The 15,880-nt window shown below is 62.6% G+C and carries 14 protein-coding genes; 1 reads left to right on the top strand and 13 read right to left on the bottom strand.

Annotation, left to right across the window (positions count from 1 at the left end; genetic code table 11):
• Window positions 1–17: 17 nt before the first annotated feature.
• From BTN82_RS23275 to BTN82_RS23225, 11 genes are all read right to left on the bottom strand, one after another.
• Entirely contained in the window at window positions 18–347 is a 330-nt protein-coding gene (locus BTN82_RS23275) for a GlpM family protein (protein WP_186828450.1), read from the bottom strand.
• A gap of 32 nt (window positions 348–379) precedes the next feature.
• A complete protein-coding gene (locus BTN82_RS23270) occupies window positions 380–1,705 on the bottom strand; it encodes a sigma-54-dependent transcriptional regulator (protein ID WP_075121439.1) in 1,326 nt (441 codons plus the stop codon).
• The gene (locus tag BTN82_RS23265; RefSeq protein ID WP_075121438.1) at window positions 1,702–3,603 is read right to left on the bottom strand and encodes a sensor histidine kinase; all 1,902 of its coding nucleotides are present in this window, start codon (window positions 3,601–3,603) and stop codon (window positions 1,702–1,704) included. The genes BTN82_RS23270 and BTN82_RS23265 overlap by 4 nt, the downstream gene beginning before the upstream one ends.
• A gap of 157 nt (window positions 3,604–3,760) precedes the next feature.
• The gene (locus BTN82_RS23260) at window positions 3,761–4,495 is read right to left on the bottom strand and encodes an amino acid ABC transporter ATP-binding protein (protein ID WP_075121437.1); all 735 of its coding nucleotides are present in this window, start codon (window positions 4,493–4,495) and stop codon (window positions 3,761–3,763) included.
• On the bottom strand, window positions 4,492–5,163 hold the full coding sequence (locus BTN82_RS23255; protein WP_075121436.1) for an amino acid ABC transporter permease: 672 nt from the start codon (window positions 5,161–5,163) through the stop codon (window positions 4,492–4,494). Before BTN82_RS23255 ends, BTN82_RS23260 begins: the two co-directional genes overlap by 4 nt.
• Window positions 5,163–5,909, bottom strand: a complete 747-nt coding sequence (locus BTN82_RS23250) for an amino acid ABC transporter permease (RefSeq protein WP_075121435.1) — start codon at window positions 5,907–5,909, stop codon at window positions 5,163–5,165. The genes BTN82_RS23255 and BTN82_RS23250 overlap by 1 nt, the downstream gene beginning before the upstream one ends.
• Window positions 5,910–6,097: 188 nt before the next feature.
• Window positions 6,098–7,012 carry a glutamate/aspartate ABC transporter substrate-binding protein gene (locus tag BTN82_RS23245; RefSeq protein WP_075121434.1) on the bottom strand — a complete coding sequence of 305 codons (915 nt, stop codon included), beginning with the start codon at window positions 7,010–7,012 and terminating at the stop codon, window positions 6,098–6,100.
• Between the two features lie 438 nt (window positions 7,013–7,450).
• Complete coding sequence (gene glpD / locus BTN82_RS23240) at window positions 7,451–8,989, bottom strand: glycerol-3-phosphate dehydrogenase (RefSeq protein ID WP_075121433.1); 1,539 nt, start codon at window positions 8,987–8,989, stop codon at window positions 7,451–7,453.
• Window positions 8,990–9,298: 309 nt separating this feature from the next.
• Window positions 9,299–10,054, bottom strand: a complete 756-nt coding sequence (locus tag BTN82_RS23235) for a DeoR/GlpR family transcriptional regulator (protein WP_075121432.1) — start codon at window positions 10,052–10,054, stop codon at window positions 9,299–9,301.
• A gap of 95 nt (window positions 10,055–10,149) precedes the next feature.
• Window positions 10,150–11,655, bottom strand: a complete 1,506-nt coding sequence (gene glpK, locus BTN82_RS23230; protein ID WP_075121431.1) for a glycerol kinase GlpK — start codon at window positions 11,653–11,655, stop codon at window positions 10,150–10,152.
• Window positions 11,656–11,733: 78 nt separating this feature from the next.
• Window positions 11,734–12,585: an MIP/aquaporin family protein gene (locus BTN82_RS23225; protein ID WP_075121430.1), complete on the bottom strand. Its 852-nt coding sequence runs from the start codon at window positions 12,583–12,585 to the stop codon at window positions 11,734–11,736.
• A 381-nt stretch (window positions 12,586–12,966) separates the two neighbouring features.
• Here BTN82_RS23225 and ybaK point away from each other — a divergent pair, with 381 nt between their 5' ends.
• Window positions 12,967–13,437: a Cys-tRNA(Pro) deacylase gene (ybaK, locus tag BTN82_RS23220; RefSeq protein WP_075121429.1), complete on the top strand. Its 471-nt coding sequence runs from the start codon at window positions 12,967–12,969 to the stop codon at window positions 13,435–13,437.
• 64 nt (window positions 13,438–13,501) lie between these two features.
• Here the strand turns inward: ybaK and BTN82_RS23215 are convergent, their stop codons facing one another.
• Both BTN82_RS23215 and argF read right to left on the bottom strand, forming a co-directional pair.
• Complete coding sequence (locus BTN82_RS23215) at window positions 13,502–14,611, bottom strand: ABC transporter ATP-binding protein (RefSeq protein ID WP_075121428.1); 1,110 nt, start codon at window positions 14,609–14,611, stop codon at window positions 13,502–13,504.
• Window positions 14,608–15,528 (bottom strand): ornithine carbamoyltransferase, encoded by a 921-nt coding sequence (argF, locus tag BTN82_RS23210; RefSeq protein ID WP_075121427.1) that lies wholly within the window; start codon window positions 15,526–15,528, stop codon window positions 14,608–14,610. Before argF ends, BTN82_RS23215 begins: the two co-directional genes overlap by 4 nt.
• Between the last annotated feature and the right edge of the window lie 352 nt (window positions 15,529–15,880).

Here is a 15,880-nt window from a genome sequence, read left to right as displayed (position 1 = left end):
TCAAGGCGCCGCGAATCTCAGGCGTGCACCCGCACCCAGACGCTGACCAGCACGGTCGCGGCCATCAGCCAGGCCACCGCGGCCACCGCCAGCGAGGCTTCCAGGCGCAAGCGGTCGACCATTACGTAGAGGGTCGCCAGGTACACGAAATAGGGAATGATCGACCACATGCCGAAGACGATGGTGGTCTTCAGGTCGTCGACGGAGCGGCCCTTGCCGACGATGTAGTGGGCGATCAGGGCGAAGGTCGGGAACAGCGGCACCAGGCCGGCGATGTAGTAGTTCCGGGTCTTGGCCAGGGCGGCGAGGATCACCACCACGGCGGCGCCCAGGGCGGCTTTGAGCAATAGATCCACGGTCGTTTCTCTCGGGTTTCGGGTTAGTGGCTCAGGCCGTATTTCTTGACCTTGTCGAACAGCGTGGTCTTGGCCATCCCCAGTTCCTGGCTGGCCTGGGTCAGGTTGCCGCCGCTGCGCTGCAAGGCATCGCCCAGCAGGTTGCGCTCGAAGGCCTCGACCGCCTCGGCGAACCCCAGGCCCTGCGCCGCGTTGCCGCTGGACTTCTTGAACGCCGGCAGCCCCAGGGCAAAACGTTCGGCGACGTTGCGCAACTCGCGCACGTTGCCCGGCCAGTCGTGGCTCATCAGGTGCGACAGGGTCTGGTTGTCCAGCTCCGGCGCGGCGCGGTCGAAACGCAGGGACGACTGCTGCAGGAAGTGCTCGAACAGTTGCAGGATGTCTTCGCGGCGCTCGCGCAGCGGCGGCAACTCCAGGGTCACCACGTTCAGGCGGTAATACAGGTCGCTGCGAAACTGATTGGCCCGTCCCAGCTCGTCGAGGTCGGACTTGGTCGCCGCGATCACCCGGCAATCCACCGCCACGCTCTGGTTCGAACCCAGGCGCTCCAGGGTGCGCTCCTGCAACACCCGCAGCAGCTTGATCTGCAGGTTCATCGGCATGCTTTCCACTTCGTCTAGGAACAGCGTGCCTTCGTGGGCATGCTCGATCTTGCCGATGCGCCGTTTGCCGGCGCCGGTGAAGGCGTTGGCCTCGTGGCCGAAGATCTCGCTTTCGAACAGGTTCTCCGGCAGGCCGCCGCAGTTCAGGGCGACGAACTGGTGGGTGTGGCGGCGGCTGAAGTCGTGCAGGCAGCGGGCGACCAGTTCCTTGCCGGTACCGGTCTCGCCTTCGATCAGTACGTTGGCCGAGGTGTCGGCGACGTTGGCGATCAGCTCCCGCAGGTGCTGCATGGCCGGCGAGCGGCCGATAATCCGCCCTTCGAGGGAGTCGCGCTCGGCCAGCTGGCGGCGCAGCGACGACACTTCCCGGGCCAGTCCGCGCTGCTCCAGGGCGCGGCGGGCGACGTCCACCAGGCGCTCGGGGGAAAAGGGTTTTTCCATGAAGTCATAGGCGCCTTTCTGCATCGCGCCGACGGCCATGGAGATATCGCCGTGGCCGGTGATCAGCACCACCGGCAGGCTGCGGTCGCGGGCCTTGAGGCGGGTCAGCAGCTCCAGGCCGTCGATGCCCGGCAGGCGGATGTCGCTGATGACGATGCCGGCGAAGTTGTCGCCGACCCGCTCCAGGGCTTCCTCGGCGCTGCCCACGCCGAGGCAGGGAATGTCTTCCAGGGCCAGGGCCTGCTGGCAACCGAGCAGGACATGGGGGTCGTCTTCGACGATCAGGACGGTTAGCTCATTGTTCATAGCGGCTCGGCTTGTGTAGGGCTGACCAGGGGCAGGTTCAGGACGAAGACGGTACCGCCGTCGGCCGGGTCCTCGACACCCAGGTTGCCACCCGTGGCGGCGGCCAGGCTGGCGGACAGGGTCAGGCCGAGGCCCAGACCCTGCTCGCCGGGTTTGGTAGTGAAGAAGGGCTCGAACAGGTGCTTGCGCGCCTCGGCGTCGATGCCGTGGCCGTTGTCGCGGACCCGCAGGCGGTATTTGCCGTCGACGCTTTCGCCTTCCAGCCACAGCTGCGGCCGCGGCTGCGCCTGCATGGCGTCCAAAGCGTTGCCGATCAGGTTGACCAGGATCTGCTCCAGGCGGGTCTGGTCGATCTGCAACTGGACCTCGCTGAAGTCGCGGTGCAGCTGCAGCGGCAGGTTTTCCAGGCGTGCGTTGAGCACTTGCAGGGCGGCGTCCACCGCCTTGCCCAGGCTGGCCTGGCCCTGGTCTTCGCCGCGTCGGGCGAAGGAGCGCAGGCTGGCGGTGATGCGACCCATGCGGTCGATCAGTTCATTGATGGTCTTGAGGTTGGTGCTGGCGGTGTCCAGGGCGCCGCGTTCGAGGAAGCGCACGGTGTTGCCGGACAGGGTACGCAGGGCGGCCAGCGGCTGGTTCAGTTCATGGGCGATGCTGGTGGACATTTGGCCGATGGCGGCCAGCTTACCCGCCTGGACCAGTTCGTCCTGGGCGCGGCGCAGGGTTTCCTCGGCCTGGCGCCGCTCGCGGATCTGGCCCTTGAGTCGTTCGTTGCTGGCGCGCAGGTCGCTGGTGCGTTCGGCGATCTTGCGCTCCAGCTGGTTGTTGGCTTCTTGCAGGGCCTCGCGGGCAGCGAGGCGGGTGGCGAGCACCTTGCGCCGTTCGTTCCAGGCAATCAGCAGGAAGGCCACCAGGGCGAAGGCCACGGCCACCAGGATGCCCTGGTTGATAGCTTCGCGGCGCAGGTCCTTGAGCGGGGTCAGCAGGGTGAAGTTCCAGGGTGTGTCGCTCAGGGGCCGGGTTTGCGACAGGTAGCTGATTTCCTTGTCGTCGGACACCAGTTCGGTGTTGGCCGGGAAGGTCAGCTTTTCCACGCCTTCGGCCAGGCGTTCGCGGGCCAGGGGCTCCAGTTCGTTGAGGGTGAACCAGTAATATTGCAGGCTGCGTGCCAGGCGCTCCTTGGTGTCGTCGCTCAGCGGCCGTACCGACCTGAGGCGCCGGGCCGGGTCGCTGGAGAGGATGATGATGCCGTTCTCGTCGCTGACGAAGGCCTCTAGGCGGGCGCGCTGCCAGCGTTCTTCGAGGGCTTCCAGGCGCACCTTGACCACCGCCACGCCGATGATATTGCCCTGTTCTTCCAGGCCGTGGGCCAGGTAATAGCCGGGCTCGCCGCTGGTGCTGCCGATGCCGTAGAAGCGCCCGGGCTGGCCGCGCACGGCATTCTGGAAATAGGCGCGGAACGACAGGTCTTCGCCCAGGTAACTGTCGACGTCGCGCCAGTTACTGGTGGCCAGTACGCGGCCGCTGGTGTCCATGACGTAGATGGCCCGACTGCGGCTGCGCCGGTTCAGGCCTTCGAGGTAATTGTTGACCGTCTGCCGGTGCTCCGGCGTCGGTTCGTTGAGCAGCAGCGAAACGCTGGATTCGAGTTCCAGCAGGCTGGGCAGGTAGGTGTATTTGCTGATCTCGCTCTCGACGGCGCGGGCATGCAGTTCCAGCTGGCGTTCGCCGTTTTCGCTGAGGCTACGGATGCCGTAGTGCTCGCTGATCCAGAAGCCGATATAACCCAGGCCAATCATCAGCGCGATGACCAGCGGCGGCAGGAACAGATGACGGATCAGGCGGGGTTTCACGGCAAGTGATGGCGGCGCGGCGCGAAAGAGGGTGGGGTCGCATTTCATCACAGATGCCTTGGGTCAACCAGCGCTCGCCCGCTTCCTGTGGGAGCGAGCTTGCTCGCGAAGAACTCAAGGACAACGCGTTATCCAGGATGCACGCGTTATCGTTAACGACCATCGCGAGCAAGCTCGCTCCTACAGGGGGCGAGCCGCATCGTTTTTAGTGCTGCAGGATTTTCTCGAGGAAATGCTGCGCACGTTCGGAACGGGCGCTGATGTCGCCGAAGAACTCCTCTTTCGGGCAGTCTTCGATGATCTTGCCGGCGTCCATGAAGATCACGCGGTCGGCCACTTTGCGGGCGAAGCCCATTTCGTGGGTCACGCACATCATGGTCATGCCTTCGTGAGCCAGTTGCACCATCACGTCCAGCACTTCGTTGACCATTTCCGGGTCGAGGGCGGAGGTCGGTTCGTCGAACAGCATGACGATCGGGTCCATGGCCAGGGCGCGGGCAATCGCCACGCGTTGTTGCTGGCCGCCGGACAGCTGGCCCGGGTGCTTGTGGGCGTGTGCCGCCAGGCCTACACGCTCAAGCAGTTGCAGGCCCTTCTTGGTGGCTTCTTCCTTGCTACGGCCCAGCACCTTGATCTGCGCGATGGTCAGGTTTTCGGTGATGGTCAGGTGCGGGAACAGCTCGAAGTGCTGGAACACCATGCCCACGCGCGAACGCAGTTTCGGCAGGTTGGTCTTCGGGTCGGCGATGGACGTGCCGTCGACCACGATGTCGCCCTTCTGGAACGGCTCCAGCGCGTTGACGCACTTGATCAGGGTGGATTTGCCCGAGCCCGACGGCCCGCACACCACGATCACTTCGCCTTTTTTAACCTCGGTGCTGCAATCGGTCAGCACCTGGAAGTCGCCATACCACTTGTTGATGTTCTTGATAGAGATCATACGGCAAACCTTTTTTGCAGACGCTTGACCAGCAGCGAGGCGGCAAAGCTGATTGTGAAATACACCAGACCGGCAACGATCAGGAACTCATTGGAGCGGCCGATGATGTCGCCGCCGGAGCGCGAAGCATTGAGGAAGTCCACCAGGCCCACGGTGTACACCAGCGAGGTGTCCTGGAACAGGATGATGCTCTGTTGCAGCAGCAGCGGGGTCATCTTGCGGAACGCCTGGGGCAGGATGATCAGGCGCATCATCTGGCCGTAGGTCATGCCCAGCGCCTGGGCGGCGCCCATCTGGCCCTTGGGAATCGACTGCACGCCAGCGCGGACGATTTCGCAGAAGTACGCTGCCTCGAACATCATGAAGGCCACGATGCACGAGCCGAACGCGCCGATCGGCGTGTCTTCGCCGGTGATCCAGCGCAGTACGAACGGTACCGCCAGGTAGAACCAGGTGATCACCAGCAGCAGCGGGATGGAGCGGAAATAGTTGACGTAGACGCCGGCGATATTCGCCAGCAGTTTGCTGTGGGACAAGCGCATCAGCGCCAGGATGGTGCCGAGGATAATCCCGCCGACCACGCCCAGCGCCATCAGCTTGAGGGTCATCAGCATGCCGTTCCACAGGCCGGGAATGGCCGGGACGATGCCTGAGAAATCGAATTCCATTATTTGCCCCCCACGGAGATCAGGCCGGGCACTGCGACTTTCTTCTCGACCAGGCGCATCAGCAACATCAGGCTCATGTTCAGGGTGAAGTAGATCAGCGTGGCCAGGGTGAAGGCTTCAAACAGGTTGGCCGAGAACTCGGCGGTCTGCTTGGTCTGCGCCAGCAGCTCCATCAGGCCGATCAGCGAGGCCACGGAGGAGTTCTTGAAGACGTTGAGGAATTCCGAGGTCAGCGGCGGAATGATGATCCGGTAGGCCTGGGGCAGCAGCACGTTCCAGTAGATTTGCGGCAGCGAAAAGCCCATGGCGCGGGCTGCCGATTCCTGGCCGCGCGGCAGCGCCTGGATACCGGTACGCACTTGTTCGCAGACCCGGGCGGCGGTGAACAGGCCCAGGCACACGACGACGCTCAGGTAAGCCGAGGTGGTCGGGTTGAGGTCCTGCTTGTACCACTCCTGGAGGTTCTCCGGCAGCAGGTCGGGCACCAGGAAGTACCACATGAACAGCTGCACCAGCAGCGGCACGTTACGGAAGATTTCCACGTAGACCGTGGCGATGCCCGACACCAGGCGGTTCGGCACGGTACGCATGACGCCCAGGATCGAGCCGAGCGCCAGCGCGACGATCCAGGCCACCACGGCGATGGCGATGGTCCAGCCCAAGCCCGAGATGAACCAGTCGAGATAGGTCTCGCTGCCCACGCCGGTGGACTTGAAGAACACGCTCCAGTCCCAGTTGTAATTCATTAGGGTCTCCCCCTGATCGATCGATGTACAAGCACCCGCTTGGGGAAATCCATTCCCGCCCGGATGACAGCCAGGCACACGCGATCGGCTCGACAACCACCGGTTCGAGTGTTTCCAAAAAATGCCAGCAGGTAGTGACAGACTCCCGAAAGGGCCGAGCCCTTTCAGGAGATAAGGTTAGTCAGGAATCAGGACTTTTTGTCGTCAGCCGCTTTGTCGGTCGGATTGGCGATCAGGGCCTTGAGCTCGTCGCTCATCGGGAACATCAGGTTCAGGCCTTTTGGCGGAATCGGCGACTGGAACCATTTGTCGTAGATCTTGTTGATCTCGCCCGACTTGTAGGTGGCGACGATGGCGTCGTCCACGGCTTTCTTGAACGGGGCATCGTCCTTGCGCACCATGCAGCCGTAGATTTCGTAGGACTGCGGGGTACCGGTCACGGCCCAGTTGCTCGGCGTGCGAGCCTTGGCCATTTCACCGGCCAGCAGCGCGTCGTCCATCATGAAGGCAACGGCGCGGCCGCCTTCGAGCATCTGGAAGGATTCGCCGTGGTCCTTGGCCGAGATCACGTTCATGCCCATCTGCTTGTCGGCGTTCATCGCCTTGAGGATGCGCTCGGACGTGGTGCCGGCGGTGGTCACGACGTTCTTGCCCTTGAGGTCGGCGAAGTCCTTGTAGATGGAGTCTTTCTTCGACAGCAGGCGGGTGCCGATCTCGAAGATGCCCACGGAGAAGTCGACCTGTTGCTGGCGCTCGACGTTGTTGGTGGTGGAACCGCACTCGACGTCCACGGTGCCGTTCTGCACCAGCGGGATACGGGTCTGGGAGGTGACCAGGTTGTATTTGACCTTGAGGTCCGGCATGTCGAGGTCTTTTTTCAGGGCTTCGACGATTTTCAGCTGGATATCGTGGGAGTAGCCGACTGGAACGCCGGATGCATCCGCGATGTAGGAGAACGGGATGGAAGCGTCGCGATGTCCGAGGGTGATGGTGCCGGACTCTTTGATTTTCTTCAGCGTGCCGGTGAGTTCGGCGGCAACGACTGGAGTGCTAATCAGAGCAGCAGCAATGGCTGCGCCCAACAGATGGGGAACGATGCGCATCAATATTTCCTCGACATTTGTTTTTTTTATGAAGCCAGTTCGACGGCTCTTTTATACAGCGAATGCCTTGACGGCTCCTGATGGGTGTTGGCGCATCAGGCATTCGTCGAAGAGTGTAGAGCATGAGTCGTGCCAGGCCAGCTGATCCGCATCAATGCCTTGATTTGAAAGGTTATTAAATATTTATGGCGGATATTTCCGGCGCGTTTCATCCGGTTATCCGAATCGACCCGAAAGTCGCGTTCGGAAAACCGAATGCAGGCTTGGCCCCTGTAGGAGCGAGCTTGCTCGCGATGGTCGTCAACGATAACGCGGGCATCCTGGATAACGCCTTGTCCCTGGGTTCTTCGCGAGCACGCTCGCTCCTACAAGAAATGCTCCGGGCATGAAAAAGCCCCCGGGCCTTGCGGCGCGGGGGCTTCTTTATAGGAAGGGCAATCAGGCGGCTTCGATCTTCGCCCGGTTCTGCTCGACCTTGTGCAGGTAGTGCTGCAGCTTTTCCTGTTCGGCCGCGGTGGTGAACAGCCCCAGCTTGCTGCGCCGCCACAGGACGTCCTGGGCGTTGATCGCCCATTCCTCGCTGCACAGGTAATCGACTTCGCGGGTATAGAGGCCGCCACCCAGGTGTTCGCCCATGTCGTCCAGGCCCTGTACGCCTTCCAGCAGGCGCCAGGTACGGCTGCCGTAGCTGGTGGCCCAACGGCGGGCGATTTCGCTGGGCACCCAGTCGAACTTCTGGCGGATCGCCTCGGCCAGCGCCTGCGGCGTGCTCATGTCTTCGCCGCCGGGCAGGGTCGAGTGGGCGGTCCAGCTTGGCTTGATGTCCTTGAAGAACGGCGTCAGTTGGGCCATGGCCGACTCGGCCAGCTTGCGGTAGGTGGTCAACTTGCCGCCGAACACCGACAGCAGCGGCGCTTCGTCGGCGTTACCGGACAGCGCCAGGGTGTAGTCGCGGGTCACGGCCGAGGGGTTGTCGGACTCGTCGTTGCACAGCGGACGCACGCCGGAATAGGTGTGGACGATGTCCTGGCGGCTCAGCTGCTTCTTGAAGTGGGCATTGACCACTTTCAGGATGTAGTCGGTTTCGCCTTCGGTAATCGCCACTTTCGCCGGATCGCCGGTGTATTCGCGGTCGGTGGTGCCGATCAGGGTGAAATGGTTCAGGTACGGGATGGTGAAGACGATGCGCTGGTCTTCGTTCTGCAGGATGTGCGCATGTTCGCCTTCGTACAACTTCGGCACGATCAGGTGGCTGCCCTGGATCAGACGGATACCGTACGGCGAATCCAGCTTCAGATCGTCCTTGATGAATTTGGCGACCCACGGGCCGGCGGCGTTCACCAGGGCCTTGGCCTGGATCGAGAACAGGCTGCCGTCGGCGCGTTCCAGGTGCAGGTGCCACAGGCCCTTGCTGCGTCGGGCGCTGACGCAGCGGGTCTGGGTGTGCACATGGGCGCCTTTCTCCCGGGCGGCCATGGCGTTCAGTACCACCAGGCGGGCATCGTCGACCCAGCAATCGGAATACTCGAAGCCTTTGCTGATCTCGGCTTTCAACGGGCTGTCGGCGCCGAATTTAAGACTCTTGGAGCCGGCGAGTTTTTCCCGCTTGCCCAGGTGGTCGTAAAGGAACAGGCCGGCACGGATCATCCACGCCGGGCGCAGGTGCGGGCGGTGCGGCAGGACGAAACGCATGGGCTTGACGATATGCGGGGCCTTGGCCAGCAGCACTTCGCGCTCGGCCAGGGCTTCGCGTACCAGGCGGAATTCGTAATGTTCGAGGTAGCGCAGGCCGCCGTGGATCAGCTTGCTGCTGGCCGAGGACGTATGGCTGGCCAGGTCGTCTTTTTCGCAAAGGAACACCGATAGGCCACGCCCGGCTGCATCGGCGGCGATGCCGACGCCATTGATCCCACCGCCGATCACGGCAATGTCATAAATCTCGGCGAGCGGGGGCACAGGCAAGGTGGAAGTGGGCATCGGCGGGCCTCGTGTTCTTTTGATATTTGAAATCGAACATGAATGTTCATTTGCGAAAATGGTAGCGCAGAAACAAGCCGACAGCCAGTCGACTTCGATTGAAAAAACTCATTGAAGGGCGGGGAAAGGAAAATTTACGAACATTGTCGGACGTAAGGTAGCGAAGCCTTGCGCATAAGGCCTGCCGCAGGGAATACCTGTAGCCGCTGCCGAAGGCTGCGCAAGGTCCGAAGGACCTCGGCGGATTCAGAACCTATGCGCCCCTTCGGGTCGTACGCAGCCTGTGGCAGTGGCTACAGGGGGGAGGGGCTAAACGACTTCCAGGCGAATCTTGTGCTGGCTCAGCAGCTGCGTCAGTGCCGGGACCGGCTGCTGGTCGGTCACCAGGCAGTCGATCAGGCTGATGGGGCCGAGACGGATCATGGCGTTGCGCCCGAATTTGCTGGAGTCGGCGGCCAGGATCACCTGCCGGGCATTGGCGATGATCGCCTGGGAAACCCGTACTTCCTGGTAGTCGAAGTCCAGCAGGCTACCGTCTTCGTCGATGCCGCTGATGCCGACCAGGGCGAAGTCGACCTTGAACTGGTTGATGAAGTCGACGCTGGCCTGGCCGACCACGCCACCGTCGCGGCGCACGTTGCCGCCGGTCAGCAGCACGTCGAAATCGTCCTTGGCGCTGAGCATCGAGGCTACATGCAGGTTGTTGGTGATGATCTTCAGATGGCTGTGGTTGAGCAGCGCCCGCGCAATGGATTCGGTGGTGGTACCGATATTGATGAACAGCGAGGCGTGATCGGGAATCTGCGCGGCGATGGCTTCGCCGATGCGTTGTTTCTCATCGCGCATCTGGTCGGCGCGCATGGCGTAGGCGGTGTTTTCGACGCTGGAGTCGTAGGCTGCGCCGCCATGGTAGCGACGCAGCAGGTTCGCTTCCGCCAACTGGTTGATATCGCGGCGAATGGTCTGCGGGGTAACGACGAACAGCTGGGCCATTTCCTCGATGCTGACATAGCCGCGTTCACGGACCAGTTCGAGGATTTGCTGCTGACGGGGAGGCAGATTCATGGGGCTTCCTTTGGGCTGCCGTGCAAAATTTGCCCATGATGCCGTACGAATCTGCTCCCTACCAGTTACAAACCGATACGAATCCGCGACTTGGCTTATTCAGCGCCTTCGTGCGGTTCCCAGTCGCGGGTGCGGCTGACGGCTTTTTTCCAGCCGGCGTAGAGTTTTTCCTTCTCGGCTTCGCCCAGTTGCGGCTCGAACTCGCGTTCGATCAGCGCCTTGCCGCGCAGTTCCTCCAGGCTGCCCCAGAAACCGCAGGCCAGGCCGGCCAGGTAGGCCGCGCCCAGCGCCGTGGTTTCGCGCATTTGCGGGCGTTCGACCTGGGTGCCGAGGATATCGGCCTGGAACTGCATGAGGAAGTTGTTGGCGACCGCGCCGCCATCCACGCGCAGGGCCTTGAGGCGTTCGCCCGAATCCTGCTGCATGGCGTCGAGGACGTCGCGGGTCTGGTAGGCGATCGACTCCAGCGCGGCGCGGATGATGTGGTCCACGCGCACGCCGCGGGTCAGGCCGAACAGCGCGCCACGGGCGTAAGGGTCCCAGTAGGGCGCGCCCAGGCCGGTGAAGGCCGGGACCAGGTACACGCCGTTGCTGTCCTTGACCTTGCCGGCGAAGTATTCGGTGTCGTGGGCGTCGTTGATGATTTTCAGCTCGTCGCGCAGCCACTGCACGGTGGAGCCGCCGTTGAACACCGCGCCTTCCAGGGCGTAGGCCACTTCGCCGCGCGGGCCGCAGGCGATGGTGGTGAGCATGCCGTGCTTGGACTTGACCGCCTTGTCACCGGTGTTCATCAGCAGGAAGCAGCCGGTGCCGTAGGTGTTTTTCGCCTGGCCCGGCTCGACGCACATCTGGCCGAACAGCGCGGCCTGCTGGTCGCCGGCGATGCCGCCGATGGCGATACCGCTCTTGGTGCGGCCGTAGATCTCCGAGGACGACTTCACCTCCGGGAGCATTTCCCGCGGGATATCCAGCACCTCGAGCATCTTCGCGTCCCACTCCAGGGTGTGGATGTTGAAGAGCATGGTGCGCGAGGCGTTGGTGTAGTCGGTGACGTGGGTCTTGCCGCCGGTGAATTTCCAAATCAGCCAGCTGTCGACGGTGCCGAACAGCAGTTCGCCGTTGCGCGCGCGCTCGCGGCTGCCTTCGACGTTATCGAGGATCCACTTCAGCTTGGTGCCGGAGAAGTACGGGTCGGTGACCAGGCCGGTGGTGTCGCGGATGTACTCTTCCAGGCCGTCGCGCTTGAGCTGCTGGCAGATCTCGGTGCTGCGGCGGCACTGCCAGACGATGGCGTTATAGATCGGCCGGCCGGTGGTCTTGTCCCAGACCACGGTGGTTTCGCGCTGGTTGGTGATGCCGATGGCGGCGACCTGGTCATGGTGCAGGCCGGCTTGTGCCAGGGCCTCGACCATCACTGCGCTCTGGGTGGCGAAGATTTCCATCGGGTCGTGCTCGACCCAGCCGGCTTGCGGGTAATGCTGGGCGAATTCACGCTGGGCGGTGCACACGACATTGGCGTCGCGGTCGAAAATGATCGCGCGCGAGCTGGTCGTACCCTGATCGAGGGCAATGATGTAGTTCTTATTCTGAAGGTCGGTCATGTCGATTGCCTTGGACGAAAATAAGGAAGTGGGCAGGGGCGCGGGGTCGGGATTGGGCAGGACCTCGCGCCGCCGGGTTCAAGAAGTTCTTACTTTGCCGTCAATGGCTTGTTCGGTATCCGTGGTAGCAGGGGCGGCGCTGGGCAGGTGGCGGGCAATCAGCCCGCGATAGGCCACGGCGCCGAGGCAGGCACCGATGATCGGCGCAAAAATCGGCACTAGGAAGTACGGAATATCGCGGCCGCCAGTAAAGGAAATCTCGCCCCAGCCCATGAAGAATGTCATCAGTTTAGGGCCAAAATCCCGCGCCGGGTTCATCGCGAAGCCCGTCAGTGGGCCCATGGCGCTGCCGATCACGGCAATCAGCAGACCGATCAGCAGCGGCGCCATAGGGCCGCGCGGCAAACCGTTGTTGTCGTCGGTCAGCGACATGATCACGCCCATCAGGATCGCGGTGATCACTACTTCGACCAGGAACGCCTGGGCCGTGGACAGCGCCGGGTTCGGGTAAGTGGAAAACACCGACGCCAGTTCAAGGCTGGCCTGGGAGCCGCGGACCATCTGGTGGGCTTGTTCGTAATCGAAGAACAGGTTGCTGTAGAGGGTGTAGACCAGCAGCGCCGCGCAAAAGGCGCCGGCGATCTGGGCGAGGATGTAGAACGGCAGTTTGCGCTTCTCGAAGTCGGTGAAGATGCACAACGCGATGCTGACCGCGGGGTTGAGGTGCGCGCCGGAAACGCCGGCGGTGAGGTAGATCGCCATGCTCACGCCGATCCCCCAGATGATGCTGATTTCCCACAGGCCAAAGCTGGCGCCCGCGACCTTGAGCGCGGCGACGCAACCGGTGCCGAAGAAGATCAACAGGGCTGTACCCAGGAACTCGGCCATGCATTGGCCGGAAAGCGACGGTTGTTGTAACGCAGTTGTCATGGAAACCTCGGTTTTTGTTGTTGTCTGGCGCCGGCCTTGCAGGCTCTGGGCGCGAATTTCACCGGTGGCAGGATCCCCATCCTGGGTCGCGGCTTACTGCTGGGTACGGCATTGGATACGGCGCATGATATTCGCAAACGAAAAAATATAGACAAGAAAGATTGCTGTCAAAGGTCGAAAGTGAACCATTGGTCACTTTATAACTATCAGTTGTGTGAATGATCTTGCGGAGAGCCCGGCGGTTTTTCGACAAAGGCACGGCCGGCCTGGTGTTTGCCGCTATAGAGGCTGGGGCATGGGGGCTGGAATAGAGCCTTTTGCCGGTGGATATCCTAGAATCGCCGGCACGGTCCCTATTCGTTTCCTGCCTATGGAGTTGCCATGACCCCTGCACTGGATCTGCTGAAGAAAGTTCGCGCCGAACATCGGGTGCACAGTTATGAACACGACCCCAAGGCTGCTTCCTATGGTCTGGAGGCAGCGGAAAAGCTCGGCCTAGATCCTGCGCAGGTGTTCAAGACGCTGTTGGCCAGCAGTGAAAAGGGCGAGTTGCTGGTGGCGGTGGTGCCGGTCGTCGGAAGCCTCGATCTCAAGGCCCTGGCCCACGCGGCCGGGGTGAAAAAAGCCGAGATGGCCGACCCGGCCGCGGCGCAACGGGCCACCGGTTATCTGTTGGGCGGGATCAGTCCGCTGGGGCAGAAGAAGCGTTTGCGGACCTTTATCGACAACAGCGCGCAACCCTTTGCCAGCGTCTTCGTCAGTGCCGGTCGGCGGGGGCTGGAGGTCGAGCTTTCTGCTGCTGTATTGGCCGAGCACACCCAGGCGACATTCGCCGATATCGGCCGCGACTGATCAGGCCTGCGCTGGCGGGGAGACTGAGCGGGTGCGGGAGCCGGCGTGCCGGCTCCCGTGGGGGTCAAGGGGCGCTGCTGTAGCGGCGAACGCCCGATTCGGCCTGTGGCAACTGCGCGGCGGTGCTGCCGGATGCCTGGAACAAGACCAGGTGTTCGGCGGCTACGCGGATGCCCACGTCGCTGCCCACCTGATGATCGGCATGGCTCGGGAAGATCGATTCCAGCTGGCTGCCGGTTGGCAGTTGCAGGCGGTACAGGGTCGAGGCGCCCTGGAAACTCTTGCCGACGATCCGTGCCTTGAGCGCGCTGTCCGGCGCATAGACGATGTCGTCAGGCCGTAGTAGTACATCCACCGCGCCGCCAGCCGGCCAGGTGTAGGCCCGGTTGCCGCGCAATACGCCCAGTTCGGTCTGCACCGATTCCGGGGTGTCCAGTTGGCCGCGGATGAAATAGCCCTGGCCGATAAAGCTCGCCACGAACGGCGTCAACGGTTCGTGATAGAGGTTGTACGGCGTGTCCCATTGCTCCAGTCGACCTTCCTTGAACACCCCGACATGGTCGCTGACGGCGAAGGCTTCTTCCTGGTCGTGAGTCACCAGGATCGCGCTGGTGCCGCGGGCCTTGAGAATGTCGCGCACCTCGTGGCTGAGCTTGCGACGCAGCTCGCCGTCGAGGTTGGAGAACGGTTCGTCGAGCAGCAGCAACTGCGGCTCCGGCGCCAGCGCGCGGGCCAGGGCGACGCGCTGTTGCTGGCCGCCGGACAGCTCGTGGGGGAAACGCTTGCCGAGGTTCTTCAGGTTGACCAGTTCCAGCAGCTCCTCGACCACCCGGTTTTTCTGCGGATGCTTGCGGATGCCGAAGGCAATGTTGTCCGCCACGCTCAGGTGCGGGAACAGCGCGTAGTCCTGGAATACCATGCCGATCCGCCGGCGCTCGGGCGCCAGGGTGAAACCGGCGCTGGAAATGGTTTCGCCGGCTAGCTGGATTTCGCCTTCGTGCACCGGCTCGAAACCGGCGATCGCCCGCAGGGTGGTGGTCTTGCCGCAGCCGGAGGAGCCGAGCAGGCAGCCGATGTCGCCCGCGTTGAGGTGCAGGTTGAGGTTCTGCACGACGCGTTGGTCCTGGTAGCCGCAGGCGAGATTGCGCAGGTTAAGCAGTAATGGTTGGCTCATGCGTGGTGGTACGCCGGCTCGACGAGAAACTCGAGCAGGGCCTTTTGTGCGTGGAGACGGTTTTCTGCCTGGTCCCACGCCACGGAGCGCGGGTCGTCCAGCAGGTCGAGGCTGATTTCTTCGCCGCGGTGAGCGGGCAGGCAGTGCATGAACAGCACCTCCTCAGCGGCCAGATCGAGCAGCGCACGATTGACCTGGAACGGCGCGAACAGCTTCAGGCGCTCGGCGGTTTCTTCTTCCTGGCCCATGGAGGTCCAGACGTCGGTGCTCACCAGGTGGGCGCCGATGACCGCGTCTTGCGGAGTGCGCACGATGGTCACCCGATCGCCGGCCCGGGCCACGAACTCAGGGTTCGGGTCGTAGCCTTCGGGGCAGGCGATGCGCAGTTGGAAGTCGAACTGGATCGCTGCTTCTATATAGCTGTTGCACATGTTGTTGCCGTCGCCGATCCAGGCCACGGTCTTGCCCTGGATCGAACCGCGGTGTTCGAGGAAGGTTTGCATGTCGGCCAGCAATTGGCAGGGATGCAGGTCGTCGGACAGGCCGTTGATCACCGGTACGCGGGAGTTGGCCGCGAACTCGGTCAGGGTGCGGTGGGCAAAGGTACGGATCATCACCGCGTCGAGCATGCGCGACATGACGATGGCGCAGTCGCTGATCGGCTCGCCGCGACCCAGTTGGGTATCGCGCGGGGACAGGAAGATTGCCTGGCCGCCGAGCTGGATCATGCCGGCTTCGAAAGACAGGCGGGTACGGGTAGACGACTTCTCGAAAATCATCCCGAGAACGCGGTTTTTCAGGGGCTCGAAGAGTACGCCGCGGTTACGCAGGTCCTTCAGCTCGATGCCTCGACGAATCACGCTGACCAGCTCTTCGGGCGTGCAATCCATCAGGGAGAGAAAGTGCCTTGCGCTCATCATTAACTACCTTTTTGCAACAGACCGCAGATACTCAAAGCCTTGTCTTATCGAGAAACGGGCGAGACCTGCGGCGAAAGCCGCACGGGGCGACGAAATAGGGGAAGGCGCGATCTTATAATTAAATGTCGCGTCTTACCAATAGGGGGCTTGGTTTCTAGGTTTTCATCCTGTTTCGGCGATGACGATTTACGTCGGAGTTGCTCCGTCGGGAAGCGCTCGCAGAGCCTCTTTGTACACTGCGCCTCGCCCGCTTTGCAACGAACCCGGGTGGGCATGCCGTTATCAGGCATATGGCTGGCGCGAGCTGGATTTTCCCGGTGCCGGCTGTTGGTTACCTTAGGGCGATCGG

Origin of the sequence: Pseudomonas chlororaphis (assembly GCF_001921865.1) — a bacterium.
GTDB lineage: Bacteria > Pseudomonadota > Gammaproteobacteria > Pseudomonadales > Pseudomonadaceae > Aquipseudomonas > Aquipseudomonas chlororaphis_D.
This window is presented reverse-complemented; position numbering and strand designations above follow the sequence as displayed.

Coding starts and splice junctions, on each gene's coding strand:
- BTN82_RS23270 (WP_075121439.1), bottom strand. CDS start 1,705: ATGAACAATGAGCTAACCGTCCTGATCGTCGAAGACGACCCCCATGTC.
- BTN82_RS23265 (WP_075121438.1), bottom strand. CDS start 3,603: ATGAAATGCGACCCCACCCTCTTTCGCGCCGCGCCGCCATCACTTGCC.
- BTN82_RS23260 (WP_075121437.1), bottom strand. CDS start 4,495: ATGATCTCTATCAAGAACATCAACAAGTGGTATGGCGACTTCCAGGTG.
- BTN82_RS23255 (WP_075121436.1), bottom strand. CDS start 5,163: ATGGAATTCGATTTCTCAGGCATCGTCCCGGCCATTCCCGGCCTGTGG.
- BTN82_RS23250 (WP_075121435.1), bottom strand. CDS start 5,909: ATGAATTACAACTGGGACTGGAGCGTGTTCTTCAAGTCCACCGGCGTG.
- BTN82_RS23245 (WP_075121434.1), bottom strand. CDS start 7,012: ATGCGCATCGTTCCCCATCTGTTGGGCGCAGCCATTGCTGCTGCTCTG.
- glpD (WP_075121433.1), bottom strand. CDS start 8,989: ATGCCCACTTCCACCTTGCCTGTGCCCCCGCTCGCCGAGATTTATGAC.
- BTN82_RS23235 (WP_075121432.1), bottom strand. CDS start 10,054: ATGAATCTGCCTCCCCGTCAGCAGCAAATCCTCGAACTGGTCCGTGAA.
- glpK (WP_075121431.1), bottom strand. CDS start 11,655: ATGACCGACCTTCAGAATAAGAACTACATCATTGCCCTCGATCAGGGT.
- BTN82_RS23225 (WP_075121430.1), bottom strand. CDS start 12,585: ATGACAACTGCGTTACAACAACCGTCGCTTTCCGGCCAATGCATGGCC.
- ybaK (WP_075121429.1), top strand. CDS start 12,967: ATGACCCCTGCACTGGATCTGCTGAAGAAAGTTCGCGCCGAACATCGG.
- BTN82_RS23215 (WP_075121428.1), bottom strand. CDS start 14,611: ATGAGCCAACCATTACTGCTTAACCTGCGCAATCTCGCCTGCGGCTAC.
- argF (WP_075121427.1), bottom strand. CDS start 15,528: ATGAGCGCAAGGCACTTTCTCTCCCTGATGGATTGCACGCCCGAAGAG.